We start from the raw sequence: 16,770 nt of genomic DNA, 5'->3' as shown, positions 1-16,770 counted from the left end.
TAAACACCGAAAAGGTCTCGATAAGAACACAGGGCCGATTCGTTGCAGAATCTTGTCCGTACAGTTGTGGAGTGAAATCGACAGCTCCGTCGGCGCTCGACGTGCGCAAACGCGAAGAGACCGCATTGGGGCTCAAACGCCGAGCGCGACGAATGAACCGAGAGCTCGCCGTCGCGTTTCCGCACGTCTACTGCGAACTCGACTTCACCAACCCCCTCGAACTGGCCGTCGCCACCATTCTGTCGGCGCAGTGCACCGACAAACGCGTCAACATGGTTACTCCGGCGCTATTCGTGAGATATCGCACTGCCAAGGATTACGCCGAAGCCGACAGAACGGAACTCGAGGAGTACATCCGCACCACCGGCTTCTACCGAAACAAGGCGAACTCGCTGATCGGACTCGGATCCGCCCTGCTGGAGAAGTTCGACGGTCAGGTCCCGGCTCGCTTGAAGGACCTCGTCACGCTCCCCGGAATCGGACGAAAGACCGCAAACGTCGTGCTGGGGAACGCGTTCGACGTACCGGGGATCACCGTCGACACCCACTTCGGCCGACTCGTCCGACGGTGGCAGTGGACCGACGCGGAGGACCCGGTGAAAGTCGAGCATGCCGTCGGCGCGCTGATCGAGCGCAAGGAATGGACACTGCTCAGCCACCGCGTGATCTTCCACGGACGCCGCGTGTGCCACGCCCGCAAGCCTGCGTGCGGTGTCTGCGTCCTCGCCAAGGACTGTCCTTCCTACGGCCTCGGCCCGACCGACAAGGTGGAGGCAGCGGCGCTCGTGAAAGGCCCGGAAACGGACCACCTCCTCGAGTTGGCAGGAGTGGAGCCTGCGGAACGACCCGGTGAAGCAGGAGTGGAGCCAGAGTCTGCGGAACGATCTGGTGGGGGACCGCGGTGACGGGGTCTGCGGCGAGGTGGTCGTTGGCGGCGTTGCTGGTGGTCGTGGCGTTGGTCTACGCGATCTGGCCGCGCGGCGACGATCCGGAGCCGGTGACGGGGATGCCTGGGCAGGGCGCTCCGGTCGTCGAGGAGCGTCGGTCCGCGGACACCGCCGAGGCGCTTGCCCCGCTGCGTGAGCGTGCCGGGTTACAGAGTTGCCCGGCGCCGTCCGCCGAGAACGACTCGTTCGGTCCGTTGGCCGGGATCGTGCTCGAGTGCATCGGTGACGGTTCGCAGGTGGATCTGGGCCGCGCTCTCGCGGGGGCTCCGACGTTGATCAACCTGTGGGCGTACTGGTGCGGTCCGTGCGCGCAGGAGTTGCCGCATCTGCAGGAGTACGCGTCGCAGATGCAGGGACGGGTCACGGTGTTGACCGTGCACCAGGACCGGAACGAGTCGAACGGGCTGACGAAGCTCGCTGATTACGGGGTGACGTTGCCGGGTGTGCAGGACGGGGCAGGGCGCATAGCAGCAGCCGTCGGCGCACCGAATGTGCTCCCCGTGTCGATTCTCGTGGGCGCGGATGGCAATGTCGCCGAGGTGCTGCCACAACCGTTCGACAGTGTTCAGGAGATCGACGACGCCGTGTCCGCGGGGCTCGGAATCAGCCGATGACTCCGCAGTGGTTGAGGAAAGTCGTCGACGCAGCGAGTGGCGAACGAGGCTTGATCGACACGACGGGTACCAATCCGGTGCTCGAACGTACGGCGCCCGACGGCGCGATCGTGCGTGCGGCATCGGTGTTGGTGCTGTTCGGTGGTTCGGAGGATGCGGACCCGACGGCGCAGGGCGGAGTGCCTGCCGATGCGGACGTGCTTCTGACTCAGCGAGCAGCGACGTTGCGTCAACACAGTGGTCAGGTGGCTTTCCCGGGAGGGGCCACCGATCCCGAGGACGATTCGCCGGTCGCGACGGCTCTGCGCGAAGCGGTCGAGGAGACCGGCCTCGACCCGGGAGGCGTCGAACCGCTCGCCACCCTGCCCGGCATCTACGTGCCGCCGTCGAGGTTCGACGTCGTCCCGGTGCTCGCGTACTGGCGCAACCCCAGCGAGGTCGGCGTCGTGGACACCGCCGAGGCCGCGCGGGTGGTGCGAGTGCCCATCCGGTCGTTGATCGATCCCGACAACCGATTCCAGGTCCGACACCCGGCGGGATATCAAGGCCCCGCATTCGCGGTCGACGGGATGCTGGTGTGGGGCTTCACCGGCGGTATTCTGGCAGGCCTGCTCGCGGTGTCCGGGTGGGAACTGGACTGGGACACCGACGACATCCGTGATCTGGAGACGAGTTTGGCCACAGTAGGGGAGGGTCTGGACCAGTGACCGGTTCGACATGGGTCGACATCATCGTCCTCGGCGTCGCGCTGGTGGCGGCATCCTCGGGATGGCGGCAGGGCGCGGTGGCGTCGGCGATGGCGTTTCTGGGTGTGGTGCTCGGTGCGGTCGCGGGCATCCTGATCGCCCCCCACGTGTTGGTTCACGTGGACGGGTCACGTATGCGTGTGCTCGTCGGGATCGCGCTGATCGTTGTGCTGGTGATCGTCGGTGAAGTGTCGGGAATGGTGCTGGGCCGGGCATTGCGCAGCGGAATGCATTCTCGCGGAGCACGATCGGTGGACAGCGTCGTGGGCGCTGGGCTGCAGGCCGTTGCGGTGCTCGCGGCGGCGTGGTTGCTCGCCATCCCGCTGACGTCGTCGTCGCAACCGGAGGTAGCCAGTGCCGTGCGCGGATCGACGGTGCTCGGAAAGGTCGACGACGTCGCGCCCGGGTGGCTTCGCGAGGTCCCCAAGGAGTTCTCCGCACTGCTCGACACGTCGGGTCTGCCCGACGTCATCGGACCGTTCGGCCGCACCCCGGTAGCGAACGTCGACGTACCCGATCCGGCTCTGCAGGCCAGCCCCGTCGTGGACCAGCTGCACGAGAGTGTGCTGAAGATCAGCGGTGTCGCGCCGAGCTGCCAGAAAGCGCTCGAAGGATCGGGATTCGTCGTCGCGCCGGAACTGGTGATGACCAACGCCCACGTGGTCGCGGGCACAGACGGAGTCACCGTCGACTCGCTCGGTACCGTCCTCGATGCCGACGTCGTCCTGTTCGATCCCGAGGAGGACGTGGCGATCCTTCGCGTGCCCGGGCTGCAGGCGCCGGTTCTGAACTTCGCTCCCGATCCTGCGGTGTCCGGCGAGAGCGCGATCGTTCTCGGCTACCCGGGCGGCGGTCCGTACACGGCCAGCCCGGCGCGGGTGCGCGAGATGCTCAACCTCAACGGCCCGGACATCTACCGCACCGGAACCGTCGAGCGTCAGGTGTACACCGTCCGCGGCACCGTCCGGCAGGGCAACTCCGGTGGCCCGCTCGTCACCGAGGACGGGCAGGTTCTGGGCTTGGTCTTCGGCGCTGCCGTGGACGACCCAGACACCGGATTCGTGTTGACCGCAGCCGAGATTGCCGACGAACTCGCGCAGAGCATGAACGCCCCGGTGCCGGTGGGTACGGGAGCGTGCATCGTCTGATGCGGCTCCGCCGCATGTGAGTACTTATGCGGGGTCAGCGGACGCCGGACGACTCCAGGAGCTCCTTCAGCTGATCGGTGACCTCACCGGGCGACTCCTGGTGCGCATAGTGACCGGCGCCGAGAACGGTGTGCAGACGCCGCTGCGGTGCCCATCCGACGTCGCCGTGGACGGTGCGGGCCAGGACGTACGGGTCCAGTTCGCCGCGAATCTGCAGCGCGGGGATGTCCAGCGACGTGTCCATCGCCTTCATGAAACGACGGCCGTCGCCGCGGAACTGGCTGCGGAACGCCCACCGCTGATATTCGAGCGCACAGTGCGCGGCACCGGCGATGCGGATCGCGGACCGCAGCTGGGTCACGGCGTCGGTGCATTCCTCGGTGCCCTGCCAGGCAGGGCTGGTCCGCGACCTGAACAGCTGCTCGACGGCCTCGCCGTTCTTCTTCGTCAGGGAACGCTCCGGCACGAGAGGCACTTGATAGCGCAGAAAGAACGGCAGAAGGGCTCGTCGCTGTGCCTTGTCGCGAAGTACCGACCGACGTAGCGCGATGGGGTGCGGCGACCCGACCAGGCCGATCGCGCTCACCATCCTGGGGTGCAACGCGGCCGTGGCCCAGCACACGAGTCCGCCGTCGGCGTGCCCGACGAGTGCAGCCCGCGAATGACCGAGAGCCCTGATGAGGCCGACGACGTCGCCCGCCAGCGTCCATCCGTCGTATCCGCGGGGTGGCTTGTCGCTGTCCCCGTATCCGCGTAGGTCGACGGCGACTGCGCGGTAGCCGGCTTCGGTCAGCGACGTGAGCTGGTGACGCCAGGACCACCAGAAGTCGGCGAAGCCGTGCAGCAGCACCACGAGAGGGCCGTCGGCAGGTGAATCAGCTGCCTCGACGACGTGGAAGCGGATGCCGTTGGCATGTACGTCCCGGTGCGTCCAGGGGCCGGCGAAACGCACCGTCGACGGGTCGGGCTGGCTCATGTTCGGTGCGTGCCGCCGCTACTTCTTGTAACCGGGGATGCCGGGAGTGCTCTCGTGCTGGTTCGGCAGCACCGTCGACGCCTGCTTGAGCGAGTCGATGGTCTTCTCGGGCTTGCGCAGCTTCTTGACGCGCAGGTAGCCGAGGAAGCCGAACAGTGCGGCGACGAGCAGCATGAACACGAAGACGATCAGGAACGCGGCCCACCTGGGCAGCCAGATGTCGAGCGTCTCCGCGGCGAAGAAGAAGAAGAAGAACGCACTGAAGATCAGAACCGCGAGCGCGAGCAGGAAGAACAGGCTGCCCTGCAGACCCTTCTTGATCTCACCGGTGACCTCGGCCTTGGCCAGCTCGACCTCGGCGCGCACCAGCGTCGACACCTGCGTCGTCGCGTCCTTGACCAGGTTGCCGATGCTGCCGGTGCCGGGCGCGCGGTAGTCGACGTCCGACAACGGGATGGACGAGATGGTGTTCGGCACCCCGTCCGGGTAGCCGTTCTTGCCGTTGGCAATGGTGCCTTGGCCGCGATTGGTATCGCTCAACTTCTCGACCCCTCCACTTGCTGGTGCATCGTTTGGTTCTTGCGGCCCTAACACTAGTGCCGACCCATGGTCGTACGCGTCGTGGCTGCAGGAACGACGCATCCGCTGAAATTCTCAGGTTGCTGTCAGGTAACTTCCCAGTTGTACATACCCCCATATATCGAGTGCAATCGCAGGAGCGCAGGCAGTGAGTACTTCCCCGGCCGTCCCAGGTGACGGCTCTGTAGCGGCGGCCCCGGAGGTACCACGGTCTCGTATCGTCGTGGCTTCGATGGTCGGAACGTCGATCGAGTTCTTCGACTTCTACATCTACGCGACCGCCGCGGTTCTCGTTTTCCCCAAGCTGTTCTTCCCGGCCGGGAACGACACGACGGCGTTGCTCGCGTCGTTCGCGACGTTCGGGCTCGCGTTCGTCGCGCGTCCCATCGGGTCCATTCTGTTCGGCCATTTCGGTGACCGCATCGGGCGGAAGGCGACCCTCGTCGGCTCGCTGCTGACGATGGGTGTCGCGACGTTCCTGATCGGTCTGCTGCCGACGTACGACTCCGTCGGCATCATCGCGCCTGCTCTGCTGGCCCTCATGCGTTTCGCTCAGGGTGTCGGTCTGGGCGGCGAGTGGAGTGGCGCTGCGCTGCTCGCGACGGAGACGGCGAAGCCGGGCAAGCGCGCCTGGGCTGCGATGTACCCGCAGCTGGGTGCGCCGATCGGATTCTTCTTCGCCAACGGCATCTTCCTGTTGATCGTCATCCTCACCGGGTACGACGCCGCGGTGTCCGGCAGCGACCATGCCTTCCTGACGTGGGGGTGGCGAATCCCGTTCCTGCTGAGCGCGATCATGGTCATCATCGGCCTGTACGTGCGGTTGAAGCTGGAGGAGACCCCGGTGTTCAAGCTCGCCGTCGAGCGCGGACAGAAGGTCAAGACCCCGCTGGCCGAGGTCTTCAAGACGAGCTGGCGTCAGCTGATCATCGGCACGTTCGTGATGCTGGCGACGTACACGCTGTTCTACATCATGACCACGTGGGTCGTCAGCTACGGAACCGGCAAGGTCTCCGACGTGAACGGTCCGAAGATCACCATCGCCTACACCGATTTCCTCGAGCTGCAGCTGATCGCGGTGCTGTTCTTCGCAGCCCTGATTCCGGTGGCAGGCATCCTCGCCGACAAGTACGGCCGTCGACCCACCTTGATCGTCATCACCGCGGCGATCGTCGTGTTCGGTCTGTCGTTCCACTGGTTCGCGGCGCCGGAGAACGCGTCGGCCGGACGCATGCTGGTCTTCATGTGCGTCGGTCTCGGCCTGATGGGTCTCACCTTCGGCCCGATGAGTGCTGTTCTGCCCGAGCTGTTCCCGACGAACGTGCGGTACACCGGTTCGGGAATCTCGTACAACACCAGCTCGATCCTCGGTGCCGCAGTGGCACCGTTCATCGCCACCTGGCTGGTCTCGAGCTACGGCGTCGGATGGGTCGGGGTGTACCTGGCCATCGTTGCTGCACTGACCCTGATCTCGCTGATCGTGATGAAGGAAACCAGGGACCAGCAGCTCGAGAACGTGTAACGCTCGACTGACGAAAATACCCCCGAGATGTGCGGTTCCAGGAGTCCTGGACGCACAACTCGGGGGTATTTTGCAGGAGCGGAGCCTGCGGAGTGACCCATTTGAAAGCGAAAGTGTCAGCGGCCCTTCTTGATTGCCTCGAAGACCTTGGGATCGACGAGGGTGGAGGTGTCGCCCAGGTCGCGGCCTTCGGCGACGTCGCGCAGGAGGCGTCGCATGATCTTGCCGGAGCGGGTCTTGGGTAGTTCGGGGACGATGGAGATCTCGCGTGGCTTGGCGATCGGTGAGATCTCCTTCGACACCTGTGCTTTGAGCTCGGCGATGAGTTCGTCGCCGGTGTTGTCCACTCCGGCACGCAGGATGACGAACGCGACGATGCCCTGGCCGGTGGTCTCGTCGGCGGCTCCGACGACGGCTGCTTCGGCGACGCCGTGGTGGCTGACGAGTGCCGATTCGACTTCGCTGGTGGAGATGCGGTGGCCGGAGACGTTCATGACGTCGTCGACGCGGCCGAGGACCCACAGGGCGCCGTCGTCGTCGTACTTGGCGCCGTCACCGGCGAAGTACCAGCCTTCTTCGGCGTAGCGGGACCAGTAGGTGTCCTTGTACCGTTCCATGTCGCCCCAGATGCCGCGCAGCATCGACGGCCACGGCTGGTCGAGGACGAGGTATCCGTTGCCGCCGTTGCCCAGTGGCTTGGCGTCGTCGTCGACGATCTTGGCGGAGATGCCCGGTAGTGGGGTCATCGCCGATCCGGGTTTGGTGGAGGTGACGCCGGGGAGCGGGGAGATCATGATGGCCCCGGTCTCGGTCTGCCACCACGTGTCGACGATGGGGGCGGTGCCGCCGCCGACGACGTCGCGGAACCATCGCCATGCTTCGGGGTTGATGGGTTCGCCGACGGATCCGAGCAGGCGGACGCTCGTGAGGTCGTGTGCTTCGGGGATTTCCTTGCCCCACTTCATGAACGTACGCACGAGGGTGGGGGAGGTGTAGTAGATCGAGACCTTGTACTTCTCGATGACGTTCCAATGCCGGTGCTCGTCGGGGGAGTTGGGGGTTCCCTCGTAGACGACCTGGGTGGCGCGGTTGGAGAGGGGGCCGTAGACGATGTAGGAGTGCCCGGTGACCCAGCCGATGTCGGCGGTGCACCAGTAGACGTCCTTGCCTGCTTTGTGGTCGAAGACGTTGTGGTGGGTGTAGGAGGTCTGCGTCAGGTATCCGCCGGAGGTGTGGATGATGCCCTTGGGCTTACCGGTGGTGCCGGAGGTGTAGAGGATGAACAGTGGGTGTTCGGCCGGGAACGGCTGCGCCTCGTGCTCTGTCGATGCCTGCGCGACGCTCTCGTGCCACCACAGGTCGCGGCCCTCGGTCCAGTCCACCTCGGAGTCGGTGCGCTTGACGACGAGCACATGCTCGATCGAGGCTGCCCCGTCGACGGCGTGGTCGACGGTCTCTTTGATGGGCGCGGGCTTGCCGCGTCGCCACTGGCCGTCGGTGGTGATGACGAGTTTGGCTTCGGCGTCGTCGATGCGTGAGCGCAGTGCGGTGGCGGAGAATCCGGCGAAGACGACGGAGTGTGTGAGGCCGAGGCGTGCGCACGCGAGGATGGAGACGATGGCCTCGGGGATCATCGGCATGTAGATCGCGACGCGGTCGCCGGCGACGAGACCGAGGTCGGTGAGGGTGTTCGCGGCCTGGGAGACCTCGGCGAGGAGATCGGAGTAGGTGACGTCGCGGCTGTCGCCCGGTTCGCCTTCCCAGTGGATGGCGACCTGGTCACCGTGGCCGTCGAGGACGTGGCGGTCGACGCAGTTGTAGGCGACGTTGAGTTCGCCGTCGCCGAACCACTTGGCGACGGGTGCATCGGACCAGTCGAGTACCTCGGTGAACGGGGTGTGCCAGTGCAGCCGGCGCGCTTGTTCGGCCCAGAACGCCAGTCGGTCCTTCTCGGCGTCGTCGTAGAGGTCGGCCGTCGCGTTGGCCTGAGCCGCGAACTCGGCCGAAGGCGGGTAGGTCTCCCCGGCGCCGTTCTCAGTGGCTTCAGGGGTACTGGTCGTCATCTCTGATTGCTCGCTTTCGTCGTCCGCGTAAGGCGCTCGATGCCATCACAGGCAGCCCTTGTGAGGGTAGTCACATGTGAGGGCGGTCGCATCGTTGCAGCGGCGTGCAACCCTCTGATCTGCGGTGATCGGTCGGTTTTCCGCGACGGACGGTATTCAGGACTGATCCGTCGGGCCTGCCCGTTCGGAGGGGCTCTCGAGCGGTGGGAAATGACTTGCCGAAAAGTTTCGATCGTGTTTCGTGCTTACTCGCGAGTCAGCAAAAACTGGGGGAGTTCACATGTTCGTTTCAGGATGTGTCTAAAGTCTGCGGTATTGAGATCGTTGCCACCCCGCACTAAAGGATGTGGCCGGCGGTCGCCCCACAGAACCCCGTGGGCGTGACGCCCGTGGGGAGAAGATCACGGCGAACCCGTGATCGACCGAAGAGAGGATTTGTCTTGCGTAGAACACGCATTGCGACAGCTGCGGTAGCGGTTGTCGTATCAGCGGCGCTGGTCACGGCGTGCTCGTCCGGTGACTCGACGAGCAGCGGAGGGTCGGGAGACGGCTCAGCGATCATCAACGCCTGGAGTGGCGAGCCCCAGAACCCGCTTGTTCCTACGAATACCAGCGAGAACACCGGTGGCCGAGTTGTCGACTCGATCTTCGCCGGCCTGGTCTCGTACACGCCCGAGGGTGGTGTGCAGAACGAGGTGGCCGAGTCCATCGACACCACCGACGGTCAGAACTACACCATCACGTTGAAGGACGGATGGACGTTCACCGACGGAACCCCCGTCACCTCCAACTCCTTCGTCGACGCCTGGAACTACGGCGCGCTGTCCACCAACGCGCAGCTGCAGGGATCGTTCTTCGACCCGATTCAGGGCTACGACGAGGTCGCCGCCGAGAACCCGACCGTCCAGACCATGTCCGGACTGAAGGTCGTCGACGACAAGACGTTCACCATCGAGCTCAAGCAGCCCGAGGCAGCATTCCCCGATCGTCTCGGATTCGCCGCGTACTACCCGCTTCCCGAGGTCGCATACGACGACATCGCGGCATTCGGCGAGAACCCCATCGGCAACGGACCGTACAAGTTCGCCTCCGAAGGTGCGTGGCAGCACAACGTCCGCATCGACCTGATCACCAACCCGGACTACGACGGAAACCGTAAGCCCGCCAACGGTGGTGTCAGCTTCATCCTCTACAGCAACCTGGACACCGCCTACACGGATCTGCTGTCGAACAACGTCGACGTCCTCGACAACGTTCCGTCCTCGGCCGTCACCACGTTCGAGACCGATCTGCCCGGCCGCACGGTCAACCAGCCGTCCGCCAGCATCGAGACGTTCACCATCCCGTCGCGTCTCGCACACTTCGGCGGCGAGGAAGGCGTTCTGCGTCGTCAGGCGATCTCCAAGGCGATCAACCGCGATCAGATCACCGAGCAGATCTTCAACAACACGCGTACCCCGGCCAAGGACTACACCAGCCCGGCCATCGAGGGCTGGACGGATTCGCTCGAGAACGAGTCCAACGTGGAGTACGACCCCGAGGCCGCGAAGGCTCTGTGGGCTCAGGCCGACGCCATCGCACCGTGGACCGGCACCTTCGCCATCGCGTACAACTCCGATGGTGGACACCAGGAATGGGTCGACGCTGTCACCAACAGCATCCGCAACACGCTCGGCATCGAGGCGCAGGGTGCTCCGTACCCGACGTTCGCTCAGCTGCGTACCGAGGCCACCAACCGCACCATCCCGACGGCGTTCCGCTCGGGCTGGCAGGGTGACTACCCGCAGCAGTACGGCTTCCTGGCGCAGAACTACCAGACCGGCGGCAGCTCCAACGACGGTGACTACTCCAACCCCGAGTTCGACCGTCTGCTCCGCGAGTCCGCAGGTGAGACGGACAAGGACAAAGCGCAGGAACTGGTCAACCAGGCTCAGTCGATCCTGCTGAACGACCTTCCCGCAGTGCCGAACTGGTACCGCAACGCAGCCAGCGGCTGGTCCGAGAACGTGACCAACGTGAAGATCGGCTGGGACGGTATCCCGATCTACAACGAGATCGAGAAGAACTGATCTTCTCTTCTTCAGCTCCATGAGACCGAGCAGGGCGGTAGGTCTTTCACCTACCGCCCTGCTCGTGTGCTTGCCCCCTCACTACTTTTCGACGCCCCGGCCTTCTCGGTGACGTCCACCTTCCTCCAAAGGAGGTGATCCGATGCTCTGGTACATCGGACGCCGATTACTTCAGATGATCCCCGTTTTCATCGGGGCGACATTCCTGATCTACGCCATGGTCTTCTTGCTTCCAGGAGACCCCATTGCCGCACTCGCAGGTGACAAGGCCATCAGCCCCGCCGTCGCCGATCAGCTGCGGGCTCGCTACAACCTCGACCAGCCGTTCATTGTCCAGTACCTGCTGTACCTGAAGGGCATCTTCACCTTCGACTTCGGAATGTCGTTCTCCGGCCGTCCCGTCAGCGAAGTTCTCGTGCAGGCATTTCCGATCACCGCCAAGCTCGCCGCGATGGCTCTCGTCATCGAGGGTGTCTTCGGTATCGGCTTCGGTCTGATCGCCGGTCTTCGCAAGGGCAAGCTGTTCGACTCGACCGTGCTGATCGTCAGCCTCGTCATCATCGCCGTGCCGATCTTCGTCATCGGCTTCCTGGCGCAGTTCTTCATCGGCATCAAATGGGGCATCGTCCCGCCGACGGTCGGCGGCAACACCAGTTTCAAGAATCTGCTGCTCCCGGCATTCGTGCTCGGTGCCGTGTCCTTCGCGTACGTGGTGCGCCTGACGCGAACCTCGGTCGCGGAGAACCTGAGTGCGGACTTCGTGCGCACGTCGACGGCCAAGGGCCTGTCCCGCAGCCGTGTCGTGAACGTGCACGTCTTGCGTAACTCGCTCATCCCGGTCGTCACGTTCCTCGGCGCGGACCTCGCTGCTCTGATGGGCGGCGCGATCATCACCGAGGGAATCTTCAACATCAACGGCGTCGGCGGCACGATCTACCAGGCGGTCATCCGAGGTGAGGCGCCGACGGTGGTGTCCTTCGTGACCGTCCTGATCGTCGTCTACCTGATCGCGAACCTCGTCGTCGATCTCCTCTACGCAGCGCTCGACCCAAGGATCCGTTATGCCTGAGTCCACATCTTCGAACGACCGCTCCGTGCGGCAAGCGCGATTCGTCGAACAAGACGAGGTCATCGACGTCAGTCAGACCGATGCGGTGAACATCGACGAGGCGCCCGCCAGCATCTGGAAGGACGCGTGGGTGAGCCTGCGCAAGCGTCCGATCTTCATCGTCTCGGCTCTCATCATTCTGGCCGTCATCGTCGTCGCTGCGTTCCCGTCGCTGTTCACCAGCGCCGACCCCAGGTACTGCAACCTGGACTTCAGCATGCAGGGACCGCAGTCCGGCCACATCTTCGGATTCGACCGGCAGGGCTGTGACATCTACGCACGCACCATCTACGGCGCACGCGCGTCGGTGCTGACCGGTGTCGGAGTCACCTTCCTCGTTCTGGTCATCGGCGTGCTGTTCGGTGCGTTCGCCGGCTTCTACGGCGGCTGGGCGGATTCGCTGCTGTCCCGTCTCACCGACATCTTCTTCGGTGTCCCGCTGATCCTCGCTGCCATCGTGCTCATGCAGCTCTTCACCGATCGCACCATCTGGACCGTGATTCTCGTTCTCGCACTGTTCGGTTGGCCGCAGATGGCGCGCATCACGCGTGGCGCCGTGCTGTCGGCGAAGAACAACGACTACGTCATGGCCTCCCGTGCATTGGGAGTCTCCAAGGTGCGCACCCTGATTCGGCACGTCCTCCCGAACTCGATGGCTCCGATCATCGTCATCACGACGATCTCGCTCGGTACCTTCATCGTTGCCGAAGCCACGCTGTCCTTCCTGGGTATCGGGCTTCCCCCGACCGAGGTGTCCTGGGGCGGCGACATCAGTGCCGCGCAGGTCACCCTGCGTCAGGGATCGACGATTCTGTTCTATCCCGCAGCGGCACTGGCAATCACCGTGCTGGGCTTCATCATGATGGGCGACGCGTTGCGCGACGCTCTCGACCCGAAGGCCCGTAAGCGATGAGCGAACGTACGAAAGACGACGCGATGACCACTGATCCAGGCAAAGCAGAGCGGCCTCTGCTCGACATCAAGAACCTCGAGGTGTCCTTCCAGTCGAATTCCGGTCCGGTACCGGCAGTTCGAGGTGTCAGCTTGACGGTCTATCCCGGCCAGACCGTGGCCATCGTCGGCGAATCGGGATCCGGTAAGTCGACGACGGCGCACGCCATCATCAATCTGTTGCCCGGCACCGGCAAGGTGACCGGCGGCGAGATCCTGTTCGACGGCAAGGACCTGGCCACGGCCAAGGAGAAGGACTTCGTCGAGGTACGCGGCAGTCAGATCGGGCTGGTTCCTCAGGACCCGATGTCCAACCTCAACCCGGTGTGGAAGATCGGTTTCCAGATCGAGGAGGCGTTGGCGGCCAACAACATTGCCAAAGGCAAGGCCGCGAAGGCTCGGGCGATCGAACTGCTCGACGAAGCAGGCCTGACGGACTCGGCGAAGCGTGTCAATCAGTATCCGCACGAGTTCTCCGGTGGTATGCGTCAGCGTGCACTCATCGCGATCGGCTTGTCCGCCCGACCGAAACTGCTCATCGCCGACGAGCCGACGTCCGCGCTCGACGTCACCGTGCAGCGTCAGATTCTCGACCATCTCGAAGGTCTGACGAAGGAACTCGGAACTGCGGTTCTGCTCATCACCCACGATCTCGGTCTTGCTGCCGAGCGCGCCGAGCACCTGGTGGTCATGAGCAAGGGCCGGATCGTCGAATCCGGCCCGGCACTGGAGATTCTGCAGAATCCGCAACACCCCTACACGAAGAAGCTGGTCGCGGCGGCACCGTCGCTGGCGTCGCAGCGGCTGAAGTCGTCGGCGGTGCGCAAGGAGATCGTCGAGCAAGCCAAGGAGGTTGCCGAGGAGGTCGTCGCCGAGGAGCACGACAGTGCCTTCGAGCCCGCCAAGGACACCGTGCTGGTGGTCGATCATCTGACCAAGCAGTTCAAGCTGCGCGGCGGCAGCCCGTTCAAATCGACGCTCTTCACCGCCGTCAAGGACGTGTCCTTCACTGTCGAACGCGGTACGACGACGGCCATCGTCGGCGAGTCCGGGTCCGGTAAATCGACTGTGGCGCAGATGGTTCTCGGCTTGCTCGAGCCGACCGAAGGAACGGTGAAGTTCGACGGCCGCGACGTCGCCGGGCTGTCCAACAAGGATGCATTCGCGTTCCGGCGCCGGGTCCAGCCGATCTTCCAGAACCCATACGGCTCACTGGATCCGATGTACTCGATCTTCCGCACCATCGAGGAGCCGCTGCGCACCCACAGCGTCGGCACCAAGAAGGAGCGCGAAGCTCGGGTGCGGGATCTGCTGGACAAGGTGTCGCTGCCGGCCTCGGTCATGCGGCGGTTCCCCAACGAGTTGTCCGGTGGTCAGCGTCAACGTGTGGCCATTGCCCGTGCACTCGCGCTTCAGCCCGAGGTGGTCATCTGCGACGAGGCGGTGTCGGCTCTCGACGTACTCGTCCAGGCTCAGATCCTGTCCCTGTTGAACGATCTGCAGGCAGAACTGGGACTGACGTACCTGTTCATCACGCACGACCTCGCCGTCGTCCGGCAGATCGCCGACGACGTCCTCGTCATGCGCTCGGGTGAAATCGTCGAAGCAGCGAAGACCGACGAGGTCTTCGACAATCCCAAGGAGGAGTACACGCAGCGGCTGCTCGCCGCTATTCCGGGTGGATCCATTCAGCTCGGAGCCTGACCCTCCCGTTCACTCGCACCACCGTGCGTTCACCGCCGACGTCCCGGTCGTGAGCGCACGGTGGTGCGGTGCCGGTGAGAAGAGCACGCGGGTACCGTCGTCACTCGTGACCGATCCACTTGCACCGCTGCTCGAGCTACCGGGAATCGTCGACGCCGCCGAGCGCGCGCGTGATGCTCTCGGCGCTGTTCACCGACACAAGGCGAACCGCCGGGGTTGGCCGGCGACCGCGGCGGAGGCTGCTGTCCGCGCCGCTCGGTCGTCGTCCGTGCTCGACGGTGGCACGATGGACTTCCCCCGTGCAGGCGAGGACGGCGATCCCATTCTGGCCGGGTGCTTGCGCGTCGGGTCCGCGCTCGACGGCGACGCGCTGCAGAACATGCTGCCGGTGTGGAAGCGGGCACCGCTGCAAGCACTCGCACGGCTGCACCTGCTCGCTGCGGCCGACCTCGTCGACGACGACGCACTGCTCGGGCGGCCACGCGACGGCATCGGGAATCGGTTGGATCTTCTCGCCCAGCTCGTCACCGGGGGTACGTCCGCTCCTGCGCCCGTCGTCGCGGCGATAGTGCACGGTGAGCTGCTGACGTTGAAGCCGTTCGGAACCGCCGATGGTGTGGTCGCCCGCGCAGCGTCGAGATTGGTCGCGGCGTCGTCCGGTCTCGATCCGCACAACCTCGGGGTGCCCGAGGTCAGCTGGATGCGACGTTCGCAGGCGTATCGCGACGGCGCCGACGGTTTCGCGTCCGGCTCGGCGACGGGTGTCGGGAGCTGGATCATCTATTGCTGCGGCGCTCTCGAAGCGGGGGCGGCGGAGGCGACGTCGATTGCGGAGGCCGCCGGCTCCGCAAGTCAGTAGAAACCCCAAAAGGGCGGCGTCGTCGACCGAAGTCGACTTCGCCGCCCCTTAGCACGGACTAACCGGTTACCAAGCGTGCAAAGGTGGGCTGTGGCGATTCTGTGATCGCGAGGCCTCGGCGACGATCCGGTGAAGTAGGAGGTCATCCCTGCAACCGGTGCAGGGTTCTTGCTGCTGCTTCCCGAAACTCGCAGGCCCACAGCGCTTCTGCCCTGTCAGCGGCGCGCTCCGCGTGGGTGCCTGATGTCCGTGCTGGGAATCGCGGTCGGGAGAAACGAACCTTCTCTTCCGGTTCGAACTTGGCCTTCCGTTCTTCCGTACGTCATTTGTACCCTGTGGCGCCGCTCACATCAAGGGGTAGAGGTCATCGTTTTCTGCGGAGTAGTCCGTAGGTGATCGCACCGGCGGCCAGAGCGCTGAAACCTACTGCGGCACTTGCCGCTACGGTTGTTCCAGATGGTTTCTGGATGCGTGATCGTAGAGACACCGGGTTGGAGAACGTCAGAATCGGCCATCCCGCGGCAGCGGCTTCCTTGCGTAGCGCCCGGTCCGGGTTGACTGCTGTCGGGTGTCCGACGGCGCCCAGCATCGGCAGGTCCGTGACGGAGTCCGAATACGCGAAACACTGTGACAGATCGTAGTTTCGGGACTCGGCGAGAGACTCCATCGCCTCCACCTTGCCCTCGCCGTAGCAGTAGAACTCGACGGTCCCGTTGTAGCGGCCGTCCTCGACTTCCATCTTGGTTGCCGTGGAGATGTCCGCGCCGAGTGCCTCGGCGATCGGCCTGACGATCTCCTCGCCGGATGCGGACACGACGACGACATCGTGTCCGCGCAGTTTGTGATCCGCGATGAGATCGGCGGCTTCGGCGAAGACGAGTGGATCGACTATGTCGTGCAACGTCTCTGCAACGATCGAACGGACTTGTTCCACGTCCCAACCCGCGCACATCGCTGCGATATGAGCGCGCATCCGTTCCATCTGATCGTGGTCGGCGCCGGAGAGCAGAAAAAGAAACTGTGCGTAGCTGCTCTTCAGTACGGCGCGTCTGTTTATCAGCCCCTGATCGAAGAACGGTTTGCTGAACGCAAGCGTGCTCGACTTGGCGATAATTGTCTTGTCCAAGTCGAAGAACGCGGCAATTCTTCCGGCCGGACGAGTGGATTCGGCGTCGTCGATACGGGCGCTGGTGGTCACACTGTGAAGGATAGAGGGCCCAGGTGACGGGAGGGGAGCCTGCAGGAACGACCCAGGTGACGGGAGGGGAGTCCGTAGTGGTCGGGTGGGTGTCAGGGCTACTGGTCGGTACCGGATTTCGGCGAATGTTGAACTTGCAAAGGGCACGTGATGCGGGTGTAGTATCGGTGCAGTCCGACTAGCTCGGACGTGTTCAGCCCGACCCCCCGGGGCTGAACCCGACGACCCTCGCCTCCTCCCCCCCTGGCGAGGGTCGTCCTCTGTTCGGGGCAAGAAATCTGGTACG

Annotated in this window: 14 protein-coding genes; 10 read left to right on the top strand and 4 right to left on the bottom strand. The window is 64.5% G+C overall.

Annotated elements, in window-relative coordinates; all coding sequences use genetic code 11:
• The first annotated feature begins 71 nt into the window (after positions 1-71).
• The 4 genes from nth to marP are packed head-to-tail and all read left to right on the top strand — an operon-like array spanning position 72 to position 3,455.
• The gene (nth, locus tag H292_RS0107425; RefSeq protein WP_020110981.1) at positions 72-905 is read left to right on the top strand and encodes an endonuclease III; all 834 of its coding nucleotides are present in this window, start codon (positions 72-74) and stop codon (positions 903-905) included.
• Complete coding sequence (locus tag H292_RS0107420) at positions 902-1,561, top strand: TlpA family protein disulfide reductase (protein ID WP_019662951.1); 660 nt, start codon at positions 902-904, stop codon at positions 1,559-1,561. Before nth ends, H292_RS0107420 begins: the two co-directional genes overlap by 4 nt.
• On the top strand, positions 1,558-2,268 hold the full coding sequence (locus H292_RS0107415) for an NUDIX hydrolase (RefSeq protein ID WP_019662952.1): 711 nt from the start codon (positions 1,558-1,560) through the stop codon (positions 2,266-2,268). The genes H292_RS0107420 and H292_RS0107415 overlap by 4 nt, the downstream gene beginning before the upstream one ends.
• Entirely contained in the window at positions 2,265-3,455 is a 1,191-nt protein-coding gene (marP, locus tag H292_RS0107410; RefSeq protein WP_019662953.1) for an acid resistance serine protease MarP, read from the top strand. Before H292_RS0107415 ends, marP begins: the two co-directional genes overlap by 4 nt.
• 34 nt (positions 3,456-3,489) lie before the next feature.
• Here the strand turns inward: marP and H292_RS0107405 are convergent, their stop codons facing one another.
• Positions 3,490-4,431 (bottom strand): alpha/beta fold hydrolase, encoded by a 942-nt coding sequence (locus tag H292_RS0107405; protein ID WP_020110980.1) that lies wholly within the window; start codon positions 4,429-4,431, stop codon positions 3,490-3,492.
• An 18-nt stretch (positions 4,432-4,449) separates the two neighbouring features.
• Positions 4,450-4,971 carry a phage holin family protein gene (locus tag H292_RS26885; protein WP_019662955.1) on the bottom strand — a complete coding sequence of 174 codons (522 nt, stop codon included), beginning with the start codon at positions 4,969-4,971 and terminating at the stop codon, positions 4,450-4,452.
• A gap of 187 nt (positions 4,972-5,158) precedes the next feature.
• Between H292_RS26885 and H292_RS0107395 the strand changes: the two genes are divergently transcribed.
• Complete coding sequence (locus H292_RS0107395) at positions 5,159-6,532, top strand: MFS transporter (protein ID WP_026347401.1); 1,374 nt, start codon at positions 5,159-5,161, stop codon at positions 6,530-6,532.
• Between the two features lie 116 nt (positions 6,533-6,648).
• Here H292_RS0107395 and acs read toward each other — a convergent pair whose 3' ends face one another.
• The gene (gene acs, locus H292_RS0107390; RefSeq protein ID WP_020110979.1) at positions 6,649-8,595 is read right to left on the bottom strand and encodes an acetate--CoA ligase; all 1,947 of its coding nucleotides are present in this window, start codon (positions 8,593-8,595) and stop codon (positions 6,649-6,651) included.
• Between the two features lie 440 nt (positions 8,596-9,035).
• Here acs and H292_RS0107385 point away from each other — a divergent pair, with 440 nt between their 5' ends.
• From H292_RS0107385 to H292_RS0107365, 5 genes are all read left to right on the top strand, one after another.
• On the top strand, positions 9,036-10,664 hold the full coding sequence (locus H292_RS0107385) for a peptide ABC transporter substrate-binding protein (protein ID WP_019662958.1): 1,629 nt from the start codon (positions 9,036-9,038) through the stop codon (positions 10,662-10,664).
• A gap of 142 nt (positions 10,665-10,806) precedes the next feature.
• Positions 10,807-11,733 carry an ABC transporter permease gene (locus H292_RS0107380; protein WP_019662959.1) on the top strand — a complete coding sequence of 309 codons (927 nt, stop codon included), beginning with the start codon at positions 10,807-10,809 and terminating at the stop codon, positions 11,731-11,733.
• Positions 11,726-12,685: an ABC transporter permease gene (locus H292_RS0107375; RefSeq protein ID WP_019662960.1), complete on the top strand. Its 960-nt coding sequence runs from the start codon at positions 11,726-11,728 to the stop codon at positions 12,683-12,685. Before H292_RS0107380 ends, H292_RS0107375 begins: the two co-directional genes overlap by 8 nt.
• Complete coding sequence (locus H292_RS0107370; protein ID WP_020110977.1) at positions 12,682-14,427, top strand: dipeptide ABC transporter ATP-binding protein; 1,746 nt, start codon at positions 12,682-12,684, stop codon at positions 14,425-14,427. Before H292_RS0107375 ends, H292_RS0107370 begins: the two co-directional genes overlap by 4 nt.
• A 106-nt stretch (positions 14,428-14,533) precedes the next feature.
• The gene (locus H292_RS0107365; protein ID WP_027498670.1) at positions 14,534-15,286 is read left to right on the top strand and encodes a hypothetical protein; all 753 of its coding nucleotides are present in this window, start codon (positions 14,534-14,536) and stop codon (positions 15,284-15,286) included.
• A 364-nt stretch (positions 15,287-15,650) separates the two neighbouring features.
• On the opposite strand, the gene H292_RS0107360 is transcribed toward H292_RS0107365, so the two are convergent.
• Entirely contained in the window at positions 15,651-16,484 is an 834-nt protein-coding gene (locus H292_RS0107360) for an HAD-IB family hydrolase (RefSeq protein WP_020110975.1), read from the bottom strand.
• Between the last annotated feature and the right edge of the window lie 286 nt (positions 16,485-16,770).

Source organism: Rhodococcus sp. 114MFTsu3.1, from assembly GCF_000383555.1.
GTDB lineage: Bacteria > Actinomycetota > Actinomycetes > Mycobacteriales > Mycobacteriaceae > Rhodococcoides > Rhodococcoides fascians_E.
The sequence above is the reverse complement of the archived record's forward strand: the minus strand, read 5'-3'. Positions and strand labels throughout refer to the sequence as shown.

Excerpts from the sequence above, each read along its gene's own strand:
- H292_RS0107375 (WP_019662960.1), top strand. The coding sequence starts at position 11,726 with ATGCCTGAGTCCACATCTTCGAACGACCGCTCCGTGCGGCAAGCGCGA.
- H292_RS0107380 (WP_019662959.1), top strand. The coding sequence starts at position 10,807 with ATGCTCTGGTACATCGGACGCCGATTACTTCAGATGATCCCCGTTTTC.
- H292_RS0107415 (WP_019662952.1), top strand. The coding sequence starts at position 1,558 with ATGACTCCGCAGTGGTTGAGGAAAGTCGTCGACGCAGCGAGTGGCGAA.
- acs (WP_020110979.1), bottom strand. The coding sequence starts at position 8,595 with ATGACGACCAGTACCCCTGAAGCCACTGAGAACGGCGCCGGGGAGACC.
- H292_RS0107370 (WP_020110977.1), top strand. The coding sequence starts at position 12,682 with ATGAGCGAACGTACGAAAGACGACGCGATGACCACTGATCCAGGCAAA.
- H292_RS0107405 (WP_020110980.1), bottom strand. The coding sequence starts at position 4,431 with ATGAGCCAGCCCGACCCGTCGACGGTGCGTTTCGCCGGCCCCTGGACG.